At 34.1% G+C, this 22,641-nt stretch carries 14 protein-coding genes and 4 tRNA genes; 1 reads left to right on the forward strand and 17 read right to left on the reverse strand.

Annotated features, from left to right (window positions below):
• Positions 1-4: 4 nt before the first annotated feature.
• The 17 genes from ACM9HF_RS05640 to ACM9HF_RS05720 form a co-directional block, all read right to left on the reverse strand.
• Complete coding sequence (locus ACM9HF_RS05640; RefSeq protein WP_473615413.1) at positions 5-3,109, reverse strand: efflux RND transporter permease subunit; 3,105 nt, start codon at positions 3,107-3,109, stop codon at positions 5-7.
• Positions 3,106-4,431, reverse strand: coding sequence for an efflux RND transporter periplasmic adaptor subunit (locus tag ACM9HF_RS05645; protein ID WP_473615416.1), 1,326 nt, complete (start codon positions 4,429-4,431; stop codon positions 3,106-3,108). Before ACM9HF_RS05645 ends, ACM9HF_RS05640 begins: the two co-directional genes overlap by 4 nt.
• A gap of 1 nt (position 4,432) precedes the next feature.
• Positions 4,433-5,908 (reverse strand): efflux transporter outer membrane subunit, encoded by a 1,476-nt coding sequence (locus ACM9HF_RS05650; protein WP_473615420.1) that lies wholly within the window; start codon positions 5,906-5,908, stop codon positions 4,433-4,435.
• Between the two features lie 163 nt (positions 5,909-6,071).
• A complete protein-coding gene (gene galE / locus ACM9HF_RS05655; RefSeq protein ID WP_473615423.1) occupies positions 6,072-7,085 on the reverse strand; it encodes a UDP-glucose 4-epimerase GalE in 1,014 nt (337 codons plus the stop codon).
• 47 nt (positions 7,086-7,132) lie between these two features.
• Positions 7,133-8,029, reverse strand: coding sequence for a sugar kinase (locus tag ACM9HF_RS05660; protein ID WP_473618260.1), 897 nt, complete (start codon positions 8,027-8,029; stop codon positions 7,133-7,135).
• Between the two features lie 131 nt (positions 8,030-8,160).
• Positions 8,161-9,651 (reverse strand): mannitol dehydrogenase family protein, encoded by a 1,491-nt coding sequence (locus tag ACM9HF_RS05665; RefSeq protein ID WP_473615426.1) that lies wholly within the window; start codon positions 9,649-9,651, stop codon positions 8,161-8,163.
• Positions 9,652-9,843: 192 nt separating this feature from the next.
• On the reverse strand, positions 9,844-11,454 hold the full coding sequence (locus tag ACM9HF_RS05670; RefSeq protein WP_473615429.1) for an alpha-L-fucosidase: 1,611 nt from the start codon (positions 11,452-11,454) through the stop codon (positions 9,844-9,846).
• Between the two features lie 601 nt (positions 11,455-12,055).
• A complete protein-coding gene (locus tag ACM9HF_RS05675; protein WP_473615432.1) occupies positions 12,056-13,876 on the reverse strand; it encodes an acyl-CoA dehydrogenase C-terminal domain-containing protein in 1,821 nt (606 codons plus the stop codon).
• A 973-nt stretch (positions 13,877-14,849) separates the two neighbouring features.
• Positions 14,850-15,560 (reverse strand): DUF6445 family protein, encoded by a 711-nt coding sequence (locus tag ACM9HF_RS05680; RefSeq protein WP_473615435.1) that lies wholly within the window; start codon positions 15,558-15,560, stop codon positions 14,850-14,852.
• A 234-nt stretch (positions 15,561-15,794) separates the two neighbouring features.
• Positions 15,795-15,871 (reverse strand) — tRNA-Asp (locus ACM9HF_RS05685).
• A gap of 48 nt (positions 15,872-15,919) precedes the next feature.
• Positions 15,920-15,996, reverse strand: a tRNA-Asp gene (locus ACM9HF_RS05690).
• Between the two features lie 52 nt (positions 15,997-16,048).
• Positions 16,049-16,125, reverse strand: a tRNA-Asp gene (locus ACM9HF_RS05695).
• Positions 16,126-16,175: 50 nt separating this feature from the next.
• Positions 16,176-16,252 (reverse strand) — tRNA-Asp (locus ACM9HF_RS05700).
• A 141-nt stretch (positions 16,253-16,393) separates the two neighbouring features.
• A complete protein-coding gene (locus tag ACM9HF_RS05705) occupies positions 16,394-17,749 on the reverse strand; it encodes a TIGR03503 family protein (RefSeq protein WP_473615439.1) in 1,356 nt (451 codons plus the stop codon).
• Entirely contained in the window at positions 17,750-18,472 is a 723-nt protein-coding gene (dnaQ, locus tag ACM9HF_RS05710) for a DNA polymerase III subunit epsilon (protein WP_473615442.1), read from the reverse strand.
• Between the two features lie 25 nt (positions 18,473-18,497).
• Positions 18,498-18,986, reverse strand: a complete 489-nt coding sequence (locus tag ACM9HF_RS05715; protein WP_473615446.1) for a DUF2919 family protein — start codon at positions 18,984-18,986, stop codon at positions 18,498-18,500.
• Complete coding sequence (locus ACM9HF_RS05720; protein WP_473615448.1) at positions 18,979-19,704, reverse strand: DUF599 domain-containing protein; 726 nt, start codon at positions 19,702-19,704, stop codon at positions 18,979-18,981. Before ACM9HF_RS05720 ends, ACM9HF_RS05715 begins: the two co-directional genes overlap by 8 nt.
• Before the next feature lie 272 nt (positions 19,705-19,976).
• On the opposite strand from ACM9HF_RS05720, the gene ACM9HF_RS05725 reads away from it, so the two are divergent.
• Complete coding sequence (locus tag ACM9HF_RS05725) at positions 19,977-22,358, forward strand: carbohydrate binding family 9 domain-containing protein (RefSeq protein ID WP_473615452.1); 2,382 nt, start codon at positions 19,977-19,979, stop codon at positions 22,356-22,358.
• Positions 22,359-22,641: the final 283 nt, after the last annotated feature.

The following is a 22,641-nucleotide window of genomic DNA, read 5'->3' on the forward strand; positions in this document are numbered from 1 at the left end:
TGATTTATTGTGGTAATGATTTGTTCAATAAACTTTTCTTACTTCCCGTAACCCGCTGCACAATGGATTCAACTAATAAATAATTAACAGGTACTAAAATTAAGGTAATAAAAGTCGCAAATATAATACCAAAACTTAAGGATATTGCCATTGGGATCAAGAATTGTGCTTGAGTTGATTTTTCAAATAGTAGAGGCATTAAACCAAAAAATGTGGTTAGTGACGTTAATAATACCGGTCTAAATCTAGTTTGCCCTGCGGTTAATACTGCATCCATAAGATCAGCACCTTGTTGACGTTTTTTATTTATAAAGTCAACTAACACTAAACTATCGTTAACCACAACGCCAATTAATGCCATCATGCCTAATATACTAAAAATAGTAAGATCCATTCTCATAAACCAATGCCCAACGATTGCACCAATGATACCAAATGGAATAATTGACATAACAATAATTGGTTGAATATAAGATCTAAAAGGTATTGCAAGTAAACAATAAATAATAAAGAACACAAGAATAAGGCCTAGTCCTAAACTACTAAAAGAGTCAGCCTGTTCTTTTGCTTCACCTTCAATTACCAACTTAACACCGGGATATGAAGCAACTAGATTATCCACATAAGGTTGTAGATCTGCACTTAATACTGTCATGTTGGTGACTTTTTTATCTACATCGGCAGTAACATTTACACTACGGAAACGATCAATACGTTTAATAGCTGCAGGGCTTTTCCCTGGAACCAAGCTAGCGATATGTGATAAAGGTACTTGGCCACCTTGTGGCGTTTCAATGAGCATATCGCTTAAACTACTAATAGATTCTCTTTCTTCTCGTGGAAACATAACACTTACACGTACATCGTCTCGACCACGCTGAATACGCTGTATTTCAGAACCAAAGAAAGCACTCCTTACTTGTTGAGTAACATTAGAAGCAGATAATCCCATAGCATAACCTTGCGCATTTAACACAATTTGAAGCTCTTCTTTACCCGTAGATAAACTATCTGTAATTTCAAAAACTGAAGGGTATGTTGCCAATTTTTCTTTAATTTTATTGGCTATTTCTTTTAGCTCTTCAAAATTATTGCCCATCAATTGAAAATCAATCGGTGCACCCGACCGCCCAATCTCAGCTCTATAAGTTAGCTCTTCAGCGCCAGGAAGTTCCCCGATCAAATCACGCCACTCATTCACTAATTGCCTAGAACCTATTCCTGTTGTATTTTGATCTGCAGGTAAAATTTCAAAACGCACACGACCTGTTTCATTATTAGTAATAGCTAGAGTATTTAAAATAATACTATTACCTTCTTCATCCCGGTATTTATCTTGAAGTGTTTTAGCTGCGTTCGACATTTTTTGTACGTAACCGTCAACTACATCAAAACTAGTACCCACAGGCATTGTTAAATCAGCTCGAGCTGTTTCACTTGGAATACGTGGGAAAAATACAAATTTTGTCCAGCCACTCATAATAAATGCGCCGATCAATATAAACACACCTACAAATAACGATAATGTAGTTAATTTATTCATTACCGCTTTTTTAAGTAGTGGTTGATAGTATTTTAAAATTGCGTTTTCAAAACCATCAGCAAATCGCTCTTGCCACATAGAGAATTTAGATTGCTTTGTTTTTTCACTACGTAGTTTCAAATGTTTTAGATGTGACGGTAAAACAAACTTAGACTCAATTAATGAAAATAATAAAACAGGAATAACAATCGCTGGGATTTGGAAGAATATAGCACCACGTCGACCTTCAATAAAAGCTAAAGGCAAAAATGCAGCAACAGTGGTAAGTACACCAAAAGTAACTGGACCAGCAACTTCTTTCGTACCAATAATTGCAGCTTCTAAGCTTGATTTAGATGTATGTGTGTGTCGGTAAATATTCTCTCCCGTGACAATAGCATCATCTACCACTATCCCCAGTACAAGAATAAAACCAAATAGACTCATTATATTAATGGTTACACCAAGAAACGGCATAAAAACAAAAGCCCCCATAAAACTAATAGGGATACCAATAAATACCCAGAATGCTATAGAAGGTCTTAAAAACAATGTTAATAACACAAGGATAAGAATGCCGCCCTGAATAGCGTTTGTAATTAAAGTATTTAATCGACCTTTAACAACTTCAGAATCGTCATCCCAATAATTAAGTTTAAAACCTTCTGGTAAAGTATCTTGTCTATCGTCGATATATTCTCTTACCGCTTCGGCAACATCAATCGCATTTTGATTCCCAATTCTGTAAATATCAATCAGTGCGCCCTGCTGGCCATTAAATCGAGCTCGTAGTGGTCTTTCACCAAAACCGTCATCTACTTTTGCAATATCAATTAAACGCAGTAAAGAGCCATCAGGATTCGTTTTAATAACAATATTTTCATATTGTTCTCGACTATATGCTTGCCCTTTACTACGTATTAATACATCTCCGCCTTCTGTTTTTACATTTCCGCCAGAAACATCTTGAGAACTAACTCTAACGGCATTAACGATGTCAGAAATAGATAAATTATATTGTTTTAATGTATCTTGTTTGACTTCAATAATAATTTCGTAATCACGTACGGCATTCAGCGAAAGTTGAGTAACCTCTGGTAAGTTTAATAAATCATCTCTTACTTTTTCAGCAAATTCTCTAATTTCACGTTCGCTATAATCAGATGAAATAGTTACTGAAATAACATCACGTTTGTTTTGTCTAACTGAAGTGATTGGATTTTCGATACCGGCAGGAAACGTATTAATTGCATCCACTCTGTTTTTTACGTCTGCAAGTAATTCTCTGACATCATAGCCAGGTTCAGCTTCAATAGTGATACTTGCGGAACCTTCAACTGAAGTACTGATCAACTTTTCTATACCTTCAAGATCTTGAACAGCCTCTTCAACTTTTATCGCTAATCCAAGTTCTGCATCTTCAGGTGTGGAGCCTCTTAATTGAACTTTTACCTCTACAATTTCAGAAGCAATTGAAGGAAATACTTCAAGCGGGATATTACTTTTTAATGAAAACACTCCCATCAACAAAATGGTGATCATTAATAAGTTAGCCGCTACATGATTTTTTGCAAACCAAGCAATCATCGCTCTACTCCATTAACATTAGTTTGTTGACTTTCTCTTTTCGCTTTCATGAGTTTTCTTTGCTCAGGTGTTAACTCTTTTCTTAACTTACCGTCACCTTTTCCTCTCATAGCTTGAGCATTTTTCCTTTTATTTGGAGTAACAGCAGGAATACCATCAATTGATGTTACGGCTACTCGCATTCCTGAAGAAACTTGTCCTAATGGCGTTAAAACCAGTAAATCATTTTCAGAAAGTCCTGATTTAATAACTGCCACATTCTTATTTTGCCAAGCAATATCTATAGTTACCCTTTTTAATAAGTCGTTTTCAACAATATAAACATAACTACCTTGATATATAGTTTTATTAGGTATAACTATTGCGTTTTCAATAACTTTGCCTGAAATATTCGCTGTAACATACTGACCTATTTTTATTGGGTTAATATCACTATTTTCTTTACCATATGGGTCATTAATTTGCGCAACTACAAATAATTGCTGAGAATTAGTGTCTAATGCACCCTCTGTTCTCACAATCTCTCCTTGCCAAGATTGTTCACCTATAAGATCGGAATAAAACTCAACTTTAGGTAACTCCTTTTCAGAATTAACCGTAGATGTAAATCGATTAGGCTCAGGTAACACAACATAAGGTAAGTCTTTATTTTTTATCGGTAATCTAATTTCAACGTAATCTACAGCATAAATTTCAGCTAACTTGGTATTTGATGAAATAACCTGACCTATATCAACTTCTTTTTTTAATATACGTCCGGTATAAGGTGCTTTGATATCGCTTCGCTCTAACGCTAATTTAGCTTGCGATAAAGATGCTTCTGATGAGAACACATTCGCTTGAGCAGCCATTAACTGAGGTTTTCTTAATACTAAATCTGGCGCTTGGTCTTGATTTCCTAACCTTATCCAATCTTGTTTAGCTTGTTCAGAACGCGCTTCTTCTTCTTGTAAAGCTTGTTGTGCATTAAATAATGCTGATTTCGCTATTTGTATACTGGTTAACAAGTCTCGCTTGTCTAGTTCAATCAGAGTTTCCCCTTTCTCAAAAAAACCACCCTCTCTAAACTTAGGATTGATTTCAATGATTTGTCCTGACACTTGTGAATATAAAACACTTTGTGTTCGGGGTTTTACCGTTCCATAACTTTCAACATTAATTTTTAAATCTTCTAACTTTACTTTAACAGCTTCAATATTAAGTTTAGCAACATCTTCTTGTTTAAATTTTTTAAGAGTAGGTGGATTAGAAACAACAACATACGCTGTTATACCAAATGCAGCTAAAACAAGTATAGGGAGTATTTTTTTTATAGTTTTCACGTTATTGTTCCTGAATATTTGAAGGATGACTTTCATCATCTAATAAATTTGATTTTAACCCGCCACCCAAAGCTAAATAACTATCAGCTCTATTTTGTAATAATTGATTAGTAAGTTGAATAAGTGTTGTTTGGGCATCAAAGGCGCGTCTTTCAGATTCTAATACAGTTGTATATGTAACTAAGCCTCTCATATATTGGTTAAAAGATAATGTTTGTGCTTCAATCGCATTCACTTGCGCCTCTTTTGAATAAAGTAAACGTTCAATCAAAGATTTTCGTTTACTCATTAAATTTTCAACTTGTGCAAATGCACTAGAGACTTGAGCAAGATACTCTTGTTCTTTTTTAACAACTTCTAGCCTTGCTTGCTCTTCTAAAGAGGCTAAAGTTCCGCCGTTAAATATCGGTGCAGTTAAATTACCAATTAACGACCACGTTAAAGGATTGCCACTAAATAAATCCGTTAACTCTCTGCCTGAATCCCCATAAGTTCCAGTCAACGCAAGCCTTGGAAATCTTTGTTTATGAGCAACAGCAAGAGCCGCATCTAAAGATAAAAGCCCAAACCAACTTGAGGCAATGTCATTTCTTCGTGTTAATAATAAGGCGGGCTTTTCAATATGAAGTTCAGTATTGATTTTAGGAAAAACACTGTCAGCGTGAATAGTCCCTTTTGGATAATCACCTAACAGTAATTCTAAAGATCGTGCTGATTCTTTTACGGTTTGTTTTTGTTGAGCTACACGTGCTAACTCGCTATTCACGTTATTTTTCGTTAGATAAACATCTAAAGCATTATTCAAACCTAATTTATATGATGACTCAATCATATTTAAATTTTTAACAAGATTATCTGCTCTTTCTTGATATAAATTTAATAACTTTTGCGCTTCTATTAAGTTATACCAACCTTTTATGACATTAGTGACTAAAGTCAATTTTTGGTGTTGATATAAAGAATTTGCAGATGCATAAGCAAGTTGCTGCTGTTGTTGTTTATCTGATAACTGCCCCCAAATATCCACTTCATAACTTAAATTAAGTTTTATATTTGCGGAGGTTTGATAGGTTTCAGTATTTTCGCTTAATGTTTTGCTTCTTGTATTATTTGTTGAGAGTGATAGTTCAGGAAAATCACTCGCATTAGATACAGCCAAACGTTCCTTTGCCAAACTCACATTAATCGCTTGCGATTGAAGATCATGATTATTAGCTAATGCAACTTTTATTGCTGCAATAAGAGGTTCATCTTTAAAATCTTTTACCCATGGATCAAAAGTGTCATGACTTTCAGATGAAATGATATTAGTTGAGGCTTCTGTTTGCCATTGCTCAGGAACAACAATATTTTTGCTCTCATCCGTAATAGCAGAAATATTCGAACATGATTGAGTTAAAACTATTATGGGAAAGATTATTCTAGTGAAGGATGAATAACTTTTCTTTTTATACTTATTAGAATCAGCTTTAGTCAAAATAATGCCTGAAAAAGTTAAATATTAGGAACTTGTAATATAAAGTAAATAACTTAATTAAAACAAGCGTTTTAACATTCGCTTACATATTTTATTTTCAGGTAATACTTGAAAAAGAAAAAAGCCAACAACCTTCAGTCATTGGCTTTGTATAGAATATCGATTACGCGTTATAACCGTTCGGATTATTTGATTGCCAGCGCCATGAGTCATTAACCATATCTTCTAAAGACTTTTCGGCTTTCCAGTTTAGTACTGAGGCAGCATGAGCAGGGTTTGCATAACATTGCCCAATATCACCGGGACGACGCTCAACAATTTGGTAAGGAACATCTTTACCACAAGCTTTAGAAAAGGCTTTTACCATTTCTAATACCGAATAACCTTGGCCTGTGCCTAAGTTAAAAGTATGGCAACCCGCATTACCATGTAATGTTTCAATAGCTCGTACATGACCTTTAGCTAAATCAACTACATGAATGTAGTCACGTACACCTGTACCATCAACCGTGTCGTAATCATTACCAAAAACAGATAAAAACTCACGTTTACCTACAGCAACTTGAGTAATAAATGGCATTAGATTGTTTGGAATACCTTTTGGATCTTCACCAATAGTACCTGAAATATGAGCGCCAACAGGATTAAAGTAACGTAATAACACAACCGATAAGTTGCTGTTAGCATTAACCGTTTCACGACACATTTGTTCAACAACTAATTTAGTTTGACCATAAGGGTTTGTTGTACTTAATGGGAAGTCTTCAGTAATTGGAACCGTAGCAGGATCACCATATACGGTAGCAGAAGAACTAAACACTAACGTATTTACGTTATGTTTTTCCATTACCTGCATTAATACACGAGAACCGTTTACATTATTATCATAATACTTAAGAGGAACTTGTGTTGACTCACCTACAGCTTTTAAACCAGCGAAATGAATAACAGCATCAATAGTGTGTTGAGAAAAAGCAGCATCTAATGCTGCTTCATCACGTATATCAGCATTAATAAAAGTAACTTTTTTACCTGCTATCTTTTCAACACGACGTAGTGATTCTTCACTGCTGTTACTTAAATTATCAACAATAACAACTTCGTGGTTCGCTGCTAGTAATTCAATACATGTGTGAGAGCCAATATAACCAGCTCCACCTGTTACTAATATTTTCATGAAAAAATCTCCAGTATATTTTTAATATTTAGTCCATAAACACTTATTTAAAAATGTTTTTTATCAACAATTGCACCGTGGTGTTGAACAACAATAGAAGCGACGCGAGCTGCGCTTACTAGTGCTTCTTGTATACCTTCACCTTTTAGACGAGCCGCTAAATAGGTTCCAGCAAACGAATCACCAGCAGCTGTTGAATCAATCTGTTTTGCTGCAGGAGTAAAAGGTAGATGATACTCTTTATTTTCTTCATCGTATGCATAAACACCGTCTTTCCCACATTTTATAACCTGTTCATTTACATTGAATTTTTTCATGTAAGAAATAACAGACTCTCGATCATTTTGATTTAATAAATCGCTATGATCTTCTAAACCAGGTAATACAAGATCACTTCGGCTGTATATTTCTTCTAACCAATGGATTGCGTGTTCTTTACTGTTCCACATTCTAGGACGGTAATTAGGATCAAAAACAATTTTTGCCCCTTTACTTTTTAACAAATCGATTAACGACATTAATTTTTGCTTATCTTCGTCACTAAAAATAGCTAATGTTATGCCACTAAGGTAAACAAAATCAAAAGCACTTTCTGATAATTGTTTAACATCCACTAATTGCATTAACTGTGTTGCAGCAGAGCCGTCACGCCAATAAGAAAAGCTTCGTTCACCTTCATCATCTGTAGTTATTGAATAAATACCAATAGGTTTATCTTGCGATGTTTTTACAAAATCAGAATCTATACCTTCCGATTTCCATACATTGAGCATTTCTTCGCTAAAACCATCTTTACCTACTGACGATAAATATTGAATAGTAGCTTCAGGAAAATAACGTTTAGCGTATACAGCTGTATTATAGGTATCGCCAGCAAAAGACTTTACTAAACAGTTATTATTATCGGTTCGTAATTCGAGCATACACTCACCAATGATTAACATAGACGACACGGTCATTCTCCATATAAAATACAATAAAAAAGGCTAGTTATTACTAACCTTCAATTATATCTATTATTTTAGGTATAGCGCTACCATCATATAGTATTATCTTAGATTTAAATCTTATTAGCTCAAACAAAATCTATTTTAGAGGAAGCCTCAGCATAAAGAAGTGGTAACATTTTTTGATAACTATTTTGTAAACTTTGAATAAATTGTTGATTATTAGCTAACTCAACTTTAAATACTTGTTCGATTGAACATAATATTTGAATATCGTGTTCAATATCATCATTACATAGCGAAACTTTTTTCAGTAAGTTATCGGCTAAAGGATCCACTAACTCTTCTTTTTCGATACAACGTTTTCGCAAAAATAAAAACCAAGCAACAATAGCTCCACTTAACGACTCTATACTTCGCTTATCATGAAGGTTTTGTTCAATGATAGGAAGTATTCTCATTGGAAGTTTTTGTGAACCATCCCAAGCAATTTGAGCTAGTAAGTGCCTTATGGCTGGATTTCTAAAACGTTCAAAAATTTCATTGCTATAAGCTTTAGCATCAAGTTCTTTAGGTGAAATAAACGATGGAATAATTTCTTCATCTATCATTTTTTCAATAAAAGTTACTAGTTCAGGGTTTTGCATTGCATCAAAAACTGTTTCGCAACCAAGAAGTACACCAATGTAAGCTAAAGTTGAATGCGGGCAATTAAGTAAACGTAATTTGGCATTTTCAAAGCCTTCAACATCTGAAGTTAACACTGCGCCTGCGGCTTCCCATGCAGGTCTATCTTCAGGTAAGCAGTCTTCAATAATCCATTGTAAAAAAGATTCTCGTTTAATAGGCCAATTGTCTTTGATTGAAAACTCTTGTTCAATTAATTTACGTAAACTTTCATCAGTAGCAGGAGTAATACTGTCTACCATAGTACAAGGACAAATAAGGTGTTTTGATAGCCAATCAGCTAAATCGTTATCAAATGCTTGCGCAAACTGAATAACTGCAGCACGTAATTTTTTACCGTTATCAGTAATATTGTCACAACTAACAATACAAAATGGAGCTATCCCCTGTGCTTTTCTAATAGCTAACGCATTAACTAACATGCCAACAGCGGTTATAGCTTGCACGCTATTTGAGCCATTTGCTGTAGCTAAATCTTGAATAATTTCGCTGTGAGTTAGATCTAACTGACCTTCGTTATTTAGGCAGTAACCTTTTTCAGTAATAGTTAAGGTAACAAACTTAGTGTTTGTAGCTGATAAACGCTCAATAACCGCTTGGTATTGTTGAGTTGCAATCAATACTTCAGTAATAGAACCAATCACTTGGTATGAATTTTCGCTGTCTAATTGCGCTAAACTATATAAACCATTTTGTGGTGTTAAAGCATCACTTACGCCACTAGAGCGCATAGATACTGCACTTATAGCCCAATCACCACCTTGTGATTGTAGTGCCTGATGAGTATACCAAGCTTGATGCCCTCTAAAAAATGCTCCTGGACCTATGTGTACGATACCTATTTCAGGTTTATGGTGCTCATTTCTATATTTAGGTACATCAACGCCCCTACTTTCCAGTTCATGTAATGTTTTATCGCACAACAATTTCATTCTTTTTCCTTTCAACAAAACCAATAAATTCAAATACAATATAACACATTTATAGGTAAATCACATATACCACTAATGTTTATTCTTAAATATAAATACACGACTTGAAAATAAAAAAGCACTACTGACACAAAATAATAAAGTATCAAGTAGTGCTATAAATAACCTGCTGCTGCCAAGTTCACCTAAAGGTTATGTAGGATCGTCTTCGCCACCGATACCTATTTCATTTTCAAGCTGTAAATCGATTTTAAAGCCTGTGGCAAACTCAGTAGGAATATGATTAGGTAACTTAATAATTAATGCCTGAGGAGTTATCTCCCATTGTACAGTTTCGTTACTACCTAACATTTTTATATTCGCTATTTTCCCTTCTAATAACGTTAAGTCGCTACCTAAAGTTTTAACATGAATATCTTGAGTTGGAGTATCCATTACGTACATATAAAGCGTTTTATCGCCTTTTTTTGTAAAACGAATATCTTGCTGCTGGTAGACAATTTTCTGTTTTTCTACTTTATGCCCTCCACCGCGAATTCTTGTAGGACCTTCACCAAAAGATTTCCAAGGACGCGTACCATAAATACCTTCCCCATTCACTTTTAGCCAAGCCCCCATTTTAAGAAGCATGTTTTTCATCTCTTGAGGAATTGAACCATCAGGATTTGGCGGAACATTAAGTAACATCAAGCCATTTTTAGAAACAATATCAATTAAAATATCAATAATTTCGTTTGGAGAAACAAATTTAGCATTATGTCGATAGAACCAAGCACCTGGCGATGTATCTGTCATCCAGAAATCATCTTTAATTTTATTAGGTCTGCCACGTTCATAATCATGCACACCAGTATTTGCTGGAAATGATGTGTTTTTATAACTGACAACAACTTCTTTACCCCATTCTTTACCTTTATTAAAATAATAAGCTAAGAACTTTTTACGATATTCTTCATCTAACTCTTCTACCCACCAATCAAACCAAACAACTTCTGGCTCATATTTATCAACCACTTCTTTTAGCTTTGCGTACCATTCATCATGAAAACGTTTAGTAGGTTTAAAGTCAGTAACACTATGACGATCAGTGTATAAATCTGAGGTTTCTTCCGTTGCATCAAACTTGTATGCATTAGCGTAGTAAACCCAAGTAAAAGCGTGATGGAACGAAGTTAAAAACTTCATATCACGTTTTTCAATCGACTTTTTAAGCTCGCCCGTAACATCAACACCCGTAAATTTTTTCACATTCCAACGTGTTACATCACTGTCCCACATTGCAAAATTATCATGATGCATAGCAACTGGCCCAGCAAACTTAGCACCTGATTGAGCAAATAAGTCAGCCCACTCTTCAGGATCAAAAGCAGTGGGCTTAAAATTAGGGATAATATCTTTATAACCAACAACCGATGGATCACCATGCGCTTTGTAGTGATGTTGATATACATCACCGACAATAGGCTTGCCATTTTTTAAACGCTTTTCACCTGTATGCCAGTCGTACACTTCATCCATGTATAAATTCAGACCATACCAACCGACACCTCTTTTCATATTTATATTCGCGGTTGAAACAGGTCCCCAATGCGCATAAATACCTAATTTTGCATCTTGAAACCAATCAGGTTTTTCGTCATGCCTACCTAATGACTCCCATGTTTCTTGGTAGTAAGGTTCGGTTTCATTCACAACCTTACCCTCATTTTTTTCATCTACTGTTTGAGATGTACAGGCAGATATACCTAACGCTAAAGTAATAACAGAAAGTGTAAATATACGATTATTTGAAATGTTAAACATATTTTATATATCAATTTTATTTTTTACATACAATACAATATTTTTACAGAGGGATCTAGCTTTATACAGGTATGTTAAATAGGTAAGCTGTTCTAAACTAACAAAAATATAACTAACCTATTGTCTTAGTTAATAAATAACCTCAACTCGGGATAAGCAAAGTTACTCAAGAAAAGTATTCTATTTTTCAGAGGGGTTAATTCTATGTAAATAAAAAAGCCACTAATAAAATTAATGGCTTTAAGTTAAGTTAAGGTCTGTTGCTCTTTACTGATTGTTTTTTAAGTAATTTATTAACCTTTTATACAAGGCAAAGTATATGTTTCGTCGTTAATCTAATCTACTAGGCGATAAGGTAGTAGAAATAGCGAATAAAAGCTCTCTTACAGATCCGCTTAAATACTTATTGTTCATTGTTGCAAGGTATTTATACCCGTTACCATTCAAAATGCAGGTTTCAGTAGGAACTAAAAACAATTTAAGCACAGATTTTACGTTCCAAACAAAATCTAAGGTCTACATCCAGGTATGAACCTGACTAAAGTTAATAAGCATTTAATTCAAACATGAAAGTTCAACATACGCCAGTTAGTTTGAATAATTACAGAAATGATAATAACTCTTCATCGAGCTGCATTAATGTTTTTGGATCTGCCATCATAGTTACCGCTAACGACTTAGTTCTAGGTAACATTTTTTCAAAATAGAATTCAGCAGTTTTAATTTTAGCGCGATAGAAATCTCTATTTTCTACATCACCAGCTAACTTCTCATAGGCAGATTGAGCCATTTTCGCCCACATATAAGCCATAACAATATAGCCTGAATACATAAGGTAATCGACAGAAGCTGAACCAACAAAGTCTCTATTCTTTTTAGCTTTCATTGCTAATCTAAAGGTATGCTGTTGCCAGTTTGCTACGGCTTTACTCAATGGCCAAATAAATTTATTCATTTGACGTTTATGAGGGTTACTCGAAATCATACTTTTTTCTTTACAGAAAGATAAAATATCAAAGGTAAACTCTTTTAAAGAACTACCTCGAGTTAATAAAATTTTACGCCCTAGTAAGTCTAACGCTTGTATACCTGTGGTACCTTCATAAAGAGTGGCAATACGTGTGTCTCTTACTATTTGCTCCATCCCCCATTCTTTAATATAACCATGACCACCAAATATTTGTAAACCATGATTAGCACTTTCTAAACCGAGTTCAGTTAAAAAAGCTTTTAAAATAGGAGTAATAAAACCTAATTTGGTATCTGCAATTTTTTTCTCTTCATCTGTTTTAGCCATTTCAATTTTATCAACGAGTTTCGCTGCAAAATAAATCATGGCACGGCCGCCCTCAGAAATCGCTTTTTGTGTCATTAACATTTTACGAACATCTGGATGAACAATAATAGGATCCGCTACTTTTTCAGGCGCTTTTTTACCCGTTAAAGAACGCATTGAAAGTCGTTCTTTAGCATAAATAAGGGAGTTTTGAAAAGCCAACTCTGCTGCACAAACACCTTGCAATGCTGTACCTACTCGGGCTGTATTCATAAAGGTGAACATACATTCTAACCCCTTATTTTCTGGCCCAATGAGGAAGCCTTTAGCATTATCAAAATTCAGTACAGCTGTAGACGAAGCTTTGATCCCCATTTTATCTTCAATAGAACCACAAGTTACATTGTTAAATTCACCAATATTCCCCGTAGAATCAACTTGCATTTTAGGGACTATAAATAAAGAAATACCACGAGTACCTTCAGGTGCATTAGGTAAGCGAGCCAGTACAATATGAATGATGTTATCGGTTAAGTCGTGCTCACCTGCAGAGATAAATATTTTAGTTCCACTGATATCAAATGAACCATCATCATTAGGAACAGCTTTTGTTTTTACTTGCCCCAAGTCAGTACCACATTGAGGTTCAGTTAAACACATAGTACCTGTCCAAGTACCTTCAGTTAACTTTGTTAAATAAATTTCTTTTTGTTCGTCAGTCCCGTGTTCGTGAATAGTATTCATCGCACCATGGCTTAAACCAGGATACATGGCAAACGACCAGTTTGCTGTTCCCATCATTTCAGACTTAACCATGCCTAACGATGAAGGAAGCCCTTGACCGCCATAACCTTCTGGATGAGAAAGTGACTGCCAACCACCGTCAACATACTGCTGATAAGCTTCTTTAAACCCTTTAGGAGTAATAACTTTACCTTGATCAAAAGTACAACCTTCTTTGTCACCACTTTGATTTAATGGTAAAAGCTCCCCCTCACAAAACTTGGCGCATTCTTCCATTATAGCATCGACTAAGTCGGGAGTAGCTTCAGCAAACTCAGGTATTTTTTCATAATGTCCGTAATAATCGAAAACATCTTCAATTAAAAACTTTATATCCTTTATGGGCGCTTTGTAAGTTAGCATCAGGCGTACTCCTAAAAATTTAAGGGGATCTTTTGATTTCAATTAAACATTAAGTTTTATGATAAGTCAACTGGTCGTACCTCTAAAAATTAATAATAAAAAAGAACAAGTTAGAAAAAGGTAATAAAAATTAACGATTAAAAACAATATATTAGATTGTTTATTTATACGGTGGGTTCTATAGAATTAAATTGTTCGGCAATTATGCCTCACACTTAGCATAAAAAGGCCTACAATATTTTTTGAACTGATATCAAACCCATTAATGAATTAACCTCTTTGATATGAAGAATAAATGGTCAAATACAGGGGATTTATTTCAATAACTAAAGCGTGTTTTTACAACAGATAGTTTTCTATTTATGCAAGACTTCGTTTTTGATATATAGTTATTCTTGTTAAAAAACAATAATGTAGAAAAGTTCAAGCTAGCATTATCTAGAGGTTTATTTAATGAATATAAATGACAAATTGGCTATATTAACCTGAACTCGGTTAAGAGATATTTAACAATTTAAAATATAAAAAAATAATTTCATAGGATCTCTAGATAGATATTTTTTCTTAATTCAAGGCAAATTTCGCGTCAATACTCCTCTATTGCAAGTGAATTTAACGCAGACGTTAGGAAAAGTAACGCCTAGAGAAACATTTGTTAAGCCGAGCTCAGGCTATATTAATAAACTTCATATTATTCACTAACACTAGGTGATTGACCTTCGTGGAACATAAATCAAGTCACAATAAAACAGCTATTAAAAAGCTTAATGTACAAATAATCCCTTTGCTACTTATTTATAGCCGTTACTATTCAAGATGTAGGTTTCAGTGGGAACTAAAAACAATTTAGGCACAGATTTTATGTTCCAAACAAAATCTAAGGCCTACATCCATGAGAAATCTGACTAAAGTTAATAAGCCTCATAAATTATTTTAGCCATATCGCATAAGTGATTGATTGGTAACGGGTATATCATTTAAAGTCTATAAAAAAATTAGCAGTTAACCGCCCTGTAGCGGGATCATCGTTAACATCATGCTCTGGGTTTTCAATAAAAATTGAATGTAAAACACTCGCAGGATATATCAATAAGCGATTAGCTTTATAATCTACCTTTTTTAATAACTCATAATGTTCATCAGAATGAGTAAAGTATTTTTGCGTAGGAAGACCATTGTTATCTATATATTTTTGTGCGGCACTTATATAACTACTTTTTCTTCTTTGGGTAATATTTTCATAACCTGTAGGGCGATGGCGATAAAAGCCAGTCCCCCCAAATTCACCAGGATTTAAATAATGTAATACAGCAAAACTATATTGATTTTTATTATCGTAATGAGGAAGGCATTGCAGTAAATCTAATTCTCTTTCTGACTGTGTTAATAAAGAATATTGACCACTTTTCGGGATCAATGTTAAATTTTTAGGCACCTGATAAAAGCTATAGAAAATAGACTGAATTGCTTTTAAAATTGTCATGCCATAATCGCCACCAACATCAGCTCTGACTCCGGGGTAATATGTACCATCAACATTTTTTTGTTGTATATAATTAGCTGATTGGGCTTCGATAATAGCTGCAGAAGTATCAAGTAATATATCATCAAGAATAAATATAGGTGTGTTTTCATCACCAATAAAGAAATGGCTTGGTTTAGCTTTTAAATTAATTTCATTCATATTATTTCTGATGCTATATATAAAATTAGCATTTTAATAATAAAATATATGTATTACCAGTTTCATTATTAAATTAAACTATTTTATAGAACCGAGGTAGTGATTTGAATCAGGAGAAATAATTATTCAAGTTGATATGCGTAACGATTATCTAGGGAATAATGAATAAATATTTATTAAAGTAACTATGGGGAAAAGAATAAGATTAATACAAAGTTATACTATTTTAAAAATTGGCGGAGTGGACGGGACTCGAACCCGCGACCCCCGGCGTGACAGGCCGGTATTCTAACCAACTGAACTACCACTCCGCTATTTTTAAATAGCTATAAAATAAGAAAGAAAAAAACAAATAAAATTGGCGGAGTGGACGGGACTCGAACCCGCGACCCCCGGCGTGACAGGCCGGTATTCTAACCAACTGAACTACCACTCCGCAGAGATTTTATTTGAGATTTATAGGTCTCACCTATTTTATATAAAACAATTGGCGGAGTGGACGGGACTCGAACCCGCGACCCCCGGCGTGACAGGCCGGTATTCTAACCAACTGAACTACCACTCCGCTATATCGTTTTTTAGAATTTTTTTCAGGATCCTTAACCTTAGATTAATTGGCGGAGTGGACGGGACTCGAACCCGCGACCCCCGGCGTGACAGGCCGGTATTCTAACCAACTGAACTACCACTCCGCTACATCAATCACTGCATACAACATCTCGTTGAATGCGGCGGAGATAATACGGTTATGATGAGTTTCAGTCAACCCCTTTTTTAATATAATTAACTGTATGGATAATTGATGAGCAAAACGTTGGAAAACTCATCAAATTTTAAGCAGTTCCTTGTGCTTTAATCGCTTTTTTCTTACGTAAAGTTAAAAATACAAATATACAAATACCTACAACAATAATTACGCCATTAACAACGCCTATCATTATATACATTTGTTTTTGCTGTTCTTCTTCTTCCGCTTGAATTCTTGCAGCTTCAATTGCTCGAGCTTCAGCCTCTAGAGCTTCTTTTTCAGCAAGGATCTCTGCCGCTGTTTTTCTTGGAACCATAATCTCATTACCTTCATCATCAAGAGAAGGAATTAATAGCCCATTTTTGTTTTCAGCATTAAAAGTAAATTCTGGCAAAGTTAAGAAAAATTCACGTCCATTGATTGTTTTTCCAAAAACATCAACAGTAATACGGTGAATACCAGCCTCTGTATATTCCAATGTTTTTATTCTAGAATTGCTTTCTTTTTCAAGTAGAGAAAATGGGATTTCTTGCTTATCAGGATAAACAACCTTACCTTGTAATATAATACTATTTGGATCGACATACGTTGGGTCAATATCAAAGGTAACTACGTGATTAACACCTTCTTCATCACTTACTTCAACAGAGGTTTTAACTGGTGCTTTTTGAACAATAATAGGCTTTTGCCTTAACTCCCTCTTCATTAACGGCATTTTCACATGATAAATAGGCAGCCACTCTCCAGGAGCAAAGTCTAAAACAAACTCCCCTGTGTAAACGCCATCACCTGCTTTTTCATCAAAGTCATACCCATCATCTAAAAAAGATCCCAGCTTGATAGGTTGAGCACCAAAATTATCATATTGCCGATTATTAGAGCTGAATAAATCAATATCTAAATTAATAACAGCTCTAAATAGTGGATCACTTAAACCTTTATCGCCATTCATTAAACGCCCTGTTACTTTTAATGTTTCACCAGCGAGTAATATTTCAGGTAACGGCTCTGCTTCAATAACAACATCTGTAACTACAAGAATTTGACTATCAGGTAATATTTGACCTATTGCTTGCCAAGGTCCAGCCATTGGCTTTTTAATTTTAACTAAGTCGTAAGTGCGATCATCAAACCATTCAACGCTACCATCTTCAGGTAAACTGTTTATTTTGAGCTTACTACCGTCAGGCCTAACAAGAATAATAGGTTGAGAGCCTCTTTTACGATAAAAAATAAGTTTTAATTCATCTATATTAGCGTCAATTCGAAAACGGTTATCAAAATAAGGAATTTGATTCGTTACATTGTCTGAATCGTAATAATTAACCTGTGGCACGTCATCATCGGCAAAAACAAATAGGGGTAAAAAAAACAATAATGTGCTTATACAATACAAAATATGTAATGGTTTATTATTTTCCCTCATTTTTATGCTTCCCATTTATTTTCCCCATAGTGGTGAACTCCCTTTTTCTTCGATAACAGCTAAGCGTTCTTGATGTGCAATCACTTCATCGGCCGTGGCATCAATAATCTTTAATTTTGGTCGATTAGCGTCAAGTCTTCTAATCTCATTTGAGTCCCCGCTTTCATTATCTCCAGCAAGCAAATTAAAGGCAGCTTGCTTTCGAGTCATCTCTACATAAACAAAAGCAAGCAACTGAGCATCAATTAATGCACCGTGATAGGTTCGATCAACAAGCTTATCTACTTTATAAAACTTAGCTAAATAATCTAGAGTTTTGGGTGAACCAAACTCATCTTTAGACACTTTTAATGTATCTATAACAGTACACATATCATATGTCATAGGGACTTTTTTAGTGAGCATAGAAAACTCATGATCCATAAAGCCAACATCAAACTTCGCGTTATGAATAACTAATTCAGCACCATCAATAAATTTAATAAAATCATCGGCTACTTGTGAAAATACCGGTTTATCACTTAAAAAATCATTCGTTAAACCATGGATATCAATAACCTCTTGTTCCATTTGAATTAATGGATTGATATAAACATGATAATTTCGCCCGGTTAATTGACGATTAACCATTTCCACACAGCCTATTTCGACAATTCTGTGACCTTCCCTAGGATTTATACCTGTTGTTTCGGTATCGAGAATGATTAATCGTTCATCTTGTTTTTCAATGTTGTTCACGTGTAGGACCTTTTAGTTGAACACTTTATTTTGCGAGCTCTTCCGGAAATTCTTGAATGTTTAATCTTATTTTATGGCTGCTATACAAAAACCCAATCAATAATAAAGTAATTGATAACTGAATTAACAACCAGGATAAAGATATAAGTGATAAGTAAAAATAGCCAATAAGGCTCACACTTAAATCAGCTATCAGTGCAAATAATAAAAACTTTCTAATATGCTGCCAACAAACTTTAACCCATGGATGGGCATCAGGTCTTCTTAAACTGATGATTAGAATCACAAACAGTCCTACAGCTCCCGACACTAAACTTAAATAAAACATTTTAGGATCAGGAAAAACCATTTTAATGGTACCTGTTTGATTTTTCATATTCGAAATAGAAAGTATCCACACTATATAACCACGAGTTACAAAAGCTAATATTGCATAAATACTCTTAGATAATTTTAAACAATCAAACTGATTAAAATCTTTAAGAGAATACTTTGCATATTCATGTTTATGCATCGGGGAACCTTTCAGCTCTCTCTTTTTCTAAAAGATGCTGAGCTAAAGTAATAGCCTTAACGGCTTTAGAGTTAAACTCTCGATTATATAAGGTATACACAACAAAAATGGTGGCAAAAATAGATAATAATGGGTGATAAAACCAGCACATAACAGCAATAGAAAAATAATAAGCACGTAAACCATAATTATAGGAATGAGCGGCTTGATCATGCACTACAGCCATTTGCCTAGCATAAGCTCTAAGGTTTTCATTCAAACCACTTTCATCGATAGGTGCAGCTCCTATCATTACATTTAAAAAACCATACTGCCGCATTGACCAAGTAAATTTAAAAAACGACATAACAAAAATAAAAGCCAATATACCTAATTTAAATTGAAACATATGGGCACTGGATGTTGCAGCATAAGGGATAGAATACAATACTTCTTGAACTTGTTCTGTTTTTGCAAACAAAGTAAGAATACCAGCAATAACCAGTAACGTGGTAGAAGCAAAAAAAGCAATATTACGCTCAAGGTTTGAAATTAAGGAGGCTTCCCCAACTCTAATGTCTTTCTTTATAGCCTCATACATCCAATGAATACGATGTTGATTCAAACATCTTGCAATGCAATTTGTTGTTTTTGCTTTTTTTCTCGCGAAAAAAGAGTACCCCACCCAAAAAATCACCAAACAAAATAAAGCAGTATAATCTAATAGATATATAGACATTTAATTAAACGCATAAAGTTTTTCCTTCATTATGCAGTAGAGCAATTAAAGATTCGACCCTAAATAATGAAAAATTAAATAATGTTTTATGCTATCGACATAAAAAACACGAATAAATAATTGATAATAAAACAAAGTATAAGTTGTGCTAAGATATTATTTTTGTAACAATTTAAAGAATATAAATTGAATATTGAATTAATCAGTTCAATTTATATAAACATAATAAACACATCAAACAAACTATAATAATAATTAAACTCGGAGCACTAATGCGAAAGCTAAGGAATAGCTGTTTATATTTTTCAGCTGGCTTATTCTTACTAATTTCACTGTTTTCATCAGCTCAAACGCTTAAAGACAATAACGAGTTAATTATTCCAAACACTCATGATTCCATCGTTATTGATGGTGTTCTCGACGATCTTGTATGGAAAGATGCTCTTAATATTTCATTAGATCTTGTGAATAGTCCTTGGGATAACCTACCTAGCCCAGTTAAAACACAAGCTAAAATCATTGAAAACGGAAAATACATTTATATTTCGTTTGTAGCATCGGATCCAAATCCAACAGCAATTCATGGCTTTTTAGCAGACCGAGATACAACTTGGGACGATGACCTTGTCGGTATAAAATTAGATACTTTTAATAGCCGACAATTAAACTATAATTTTTTTGTAAATCCCTTCGGTGTACAAAACGACTCTATAACCAATGAAGTAACAGGGAAAAGTAATCGTTTATGGGATGGTAATTGGCAATCTTTTGGAAAGAAAACACCTACGGGTTATCAAGTCGAAATAGCCATACCTTACAATATTTTAAATTTTGACGAAAACAGCGCAGATAGAGTTTGGGCAATTGAATTAATCAGATTTTACCCGCGAGATGAACGCCTTCGAATTTCACATATACCACTTGATAAAGATAACAATTGTTGGTTATGTCAAATGCCAGAAATTAAAGGTTTTAAACACTCTAATATAAAAGAAAACCTCACGATAACGCCTTCTATCGTGGCATCACAGAACCAGAAAAGAAACATATCAGATCAGAAATGGTCAAAATTAAACGATATAGATGCAGGTATGGATATTCGCTGGGGCCCTAACCCAAATACACTACTTAATGCGACAATTAATCCTGATTTTTCAACAGTAGAATCTGATGCTGGTCAATTAAATATTAATAACGCTTCATCGTTATTTTTTGATGAAAAACGTAGTTTTTTTTTAGAAAACGCTGATTATTTTAGTAGTAATTTTAATCTTGTTTATACACGTAATATTGCTGATCCCGATTATGGAGCTAAGTTAACAAGTAGAACGGATAAATACAGTTACGGTTTATTTGTAACAAACGATCAACAAACCACCTTTATTGTTCCTGGTAATGTTAGTGATGACATTGCAACACTTAATAGAGAAAGTCATTCAGCAGCTTTTAACTACCGATATAATTACAGTGAACAATTAACCTTAGGCTTTGTTTCAACATTAAGAACCGCTGATGATTACCATAATTCATTAACTGGTATAGACGCAAAATATAGAATAAATGATTCGCATACGATTAATGCCCAGTTTTTATATTCAAATACCGAATACCCTAATGAGCTTTCTAAAAGCTTTTGTTTCGATGATTCTGAAGATGCTTGTCAACCCAAAGTAAGTAACGATTGCAAATTTGGAAATTGTGCTTTTAACGAACAAGTCAACAGAACCAATTTACAAGATGATTTTAGTGATCAAGCCTACAAAATAGATTATGAATATAGAACCGAATATTGGAAAGTAAGTCTCAACCATGAAAATATTGATAACTTATTCAGAGCAGATTTAGGTTTTATGACCAAAGCAGATTACCAACAAGACAACGTAGAAGTTATGCATTTAATTTATGGCGATAATGACGACTTTTGGTCAGAAATCTACTTATATAGTTCATGGCATAATACAAAAAATGAAAAAGGTGAATTTATTGAGCGCGCTTTTGACGGAACTATTGAGCTATTAGGACCTAAGTTATCATTTTTAAGTGTGAATATATCGCAAGCAACAAAAACAGGCCTCAGACATGATGATTCATTACTCAATTTAACAGGAAATACTACAAGGTTTGATGAAAAGGTTATTAAGTTATACGCTGAATTTAAGCCAAACAATAGGCTGTTCACCGGTATAGGGTTCGACTTTGGTGATAAAATTGATTACAACAACAATCGTTTAGGTACTTATCAAGAATTATATGCTGAGTTAACAAGCAATGTGACTGACCACCTATATGTCGCATTAACTCATACTTATAGTAAGTTAGACGCAGACTCTATTGCCCCTACAGTTAATGATAATGTCTACACAGCTAACCTAACAAATTTACGCATATCTTATCAATTTGATGTACAAAGCTATTTAAAACTTAATGTTGAATACTTTGATGTTAAATACAACACGAACAACAATCCATATATCGCACCAGATAACATTAATAAAGACCTATCTACACAACTTATATATTCATATAAGTTAAATCCTCAAACCGTCTTCTTTTTAGGGTATTCTGATAATAGTATTCAAAATGATAATTTAACTAAAATGTTTCGAAGAGAAAAAACATTTTTTAGTAAAGTAAGTTATGCATGGTCGCTATAAAAAGGTCAATCCTTAAACTTAATAACTAAATTCGTTTATTATTTTATAGGAAATCACTAGGGTCTGTTGAAATTTCCTGTTTAAGTTTTGTTCGAATTAAATACTTATTGCTCTCAGCGCAAGGTGTGTAGGCTAATTGTTCTATGTAAACTTCTTGCAACAATCAGCAAAGTTCAACAAAACCTAACGTCCCATTATTCATGTTGTTGTTATAAAAACGTTAACAAAAACCAACCAACAAGTTAATTTTTAAGCACCTTAAATTTACATTAAAATCATATAG

Origin of the sequence: Colwellia sp. RE-S-Sl-9, from assembly GCF_048296855.1 — a bacterium.
In the GTDB taxonomy this organism is placed as follows: Bacteria; Pseudomonadota; Gammaproteobacteria; order Enterobacterales; family Alteromonadaceae; genus Pseudocolwellia.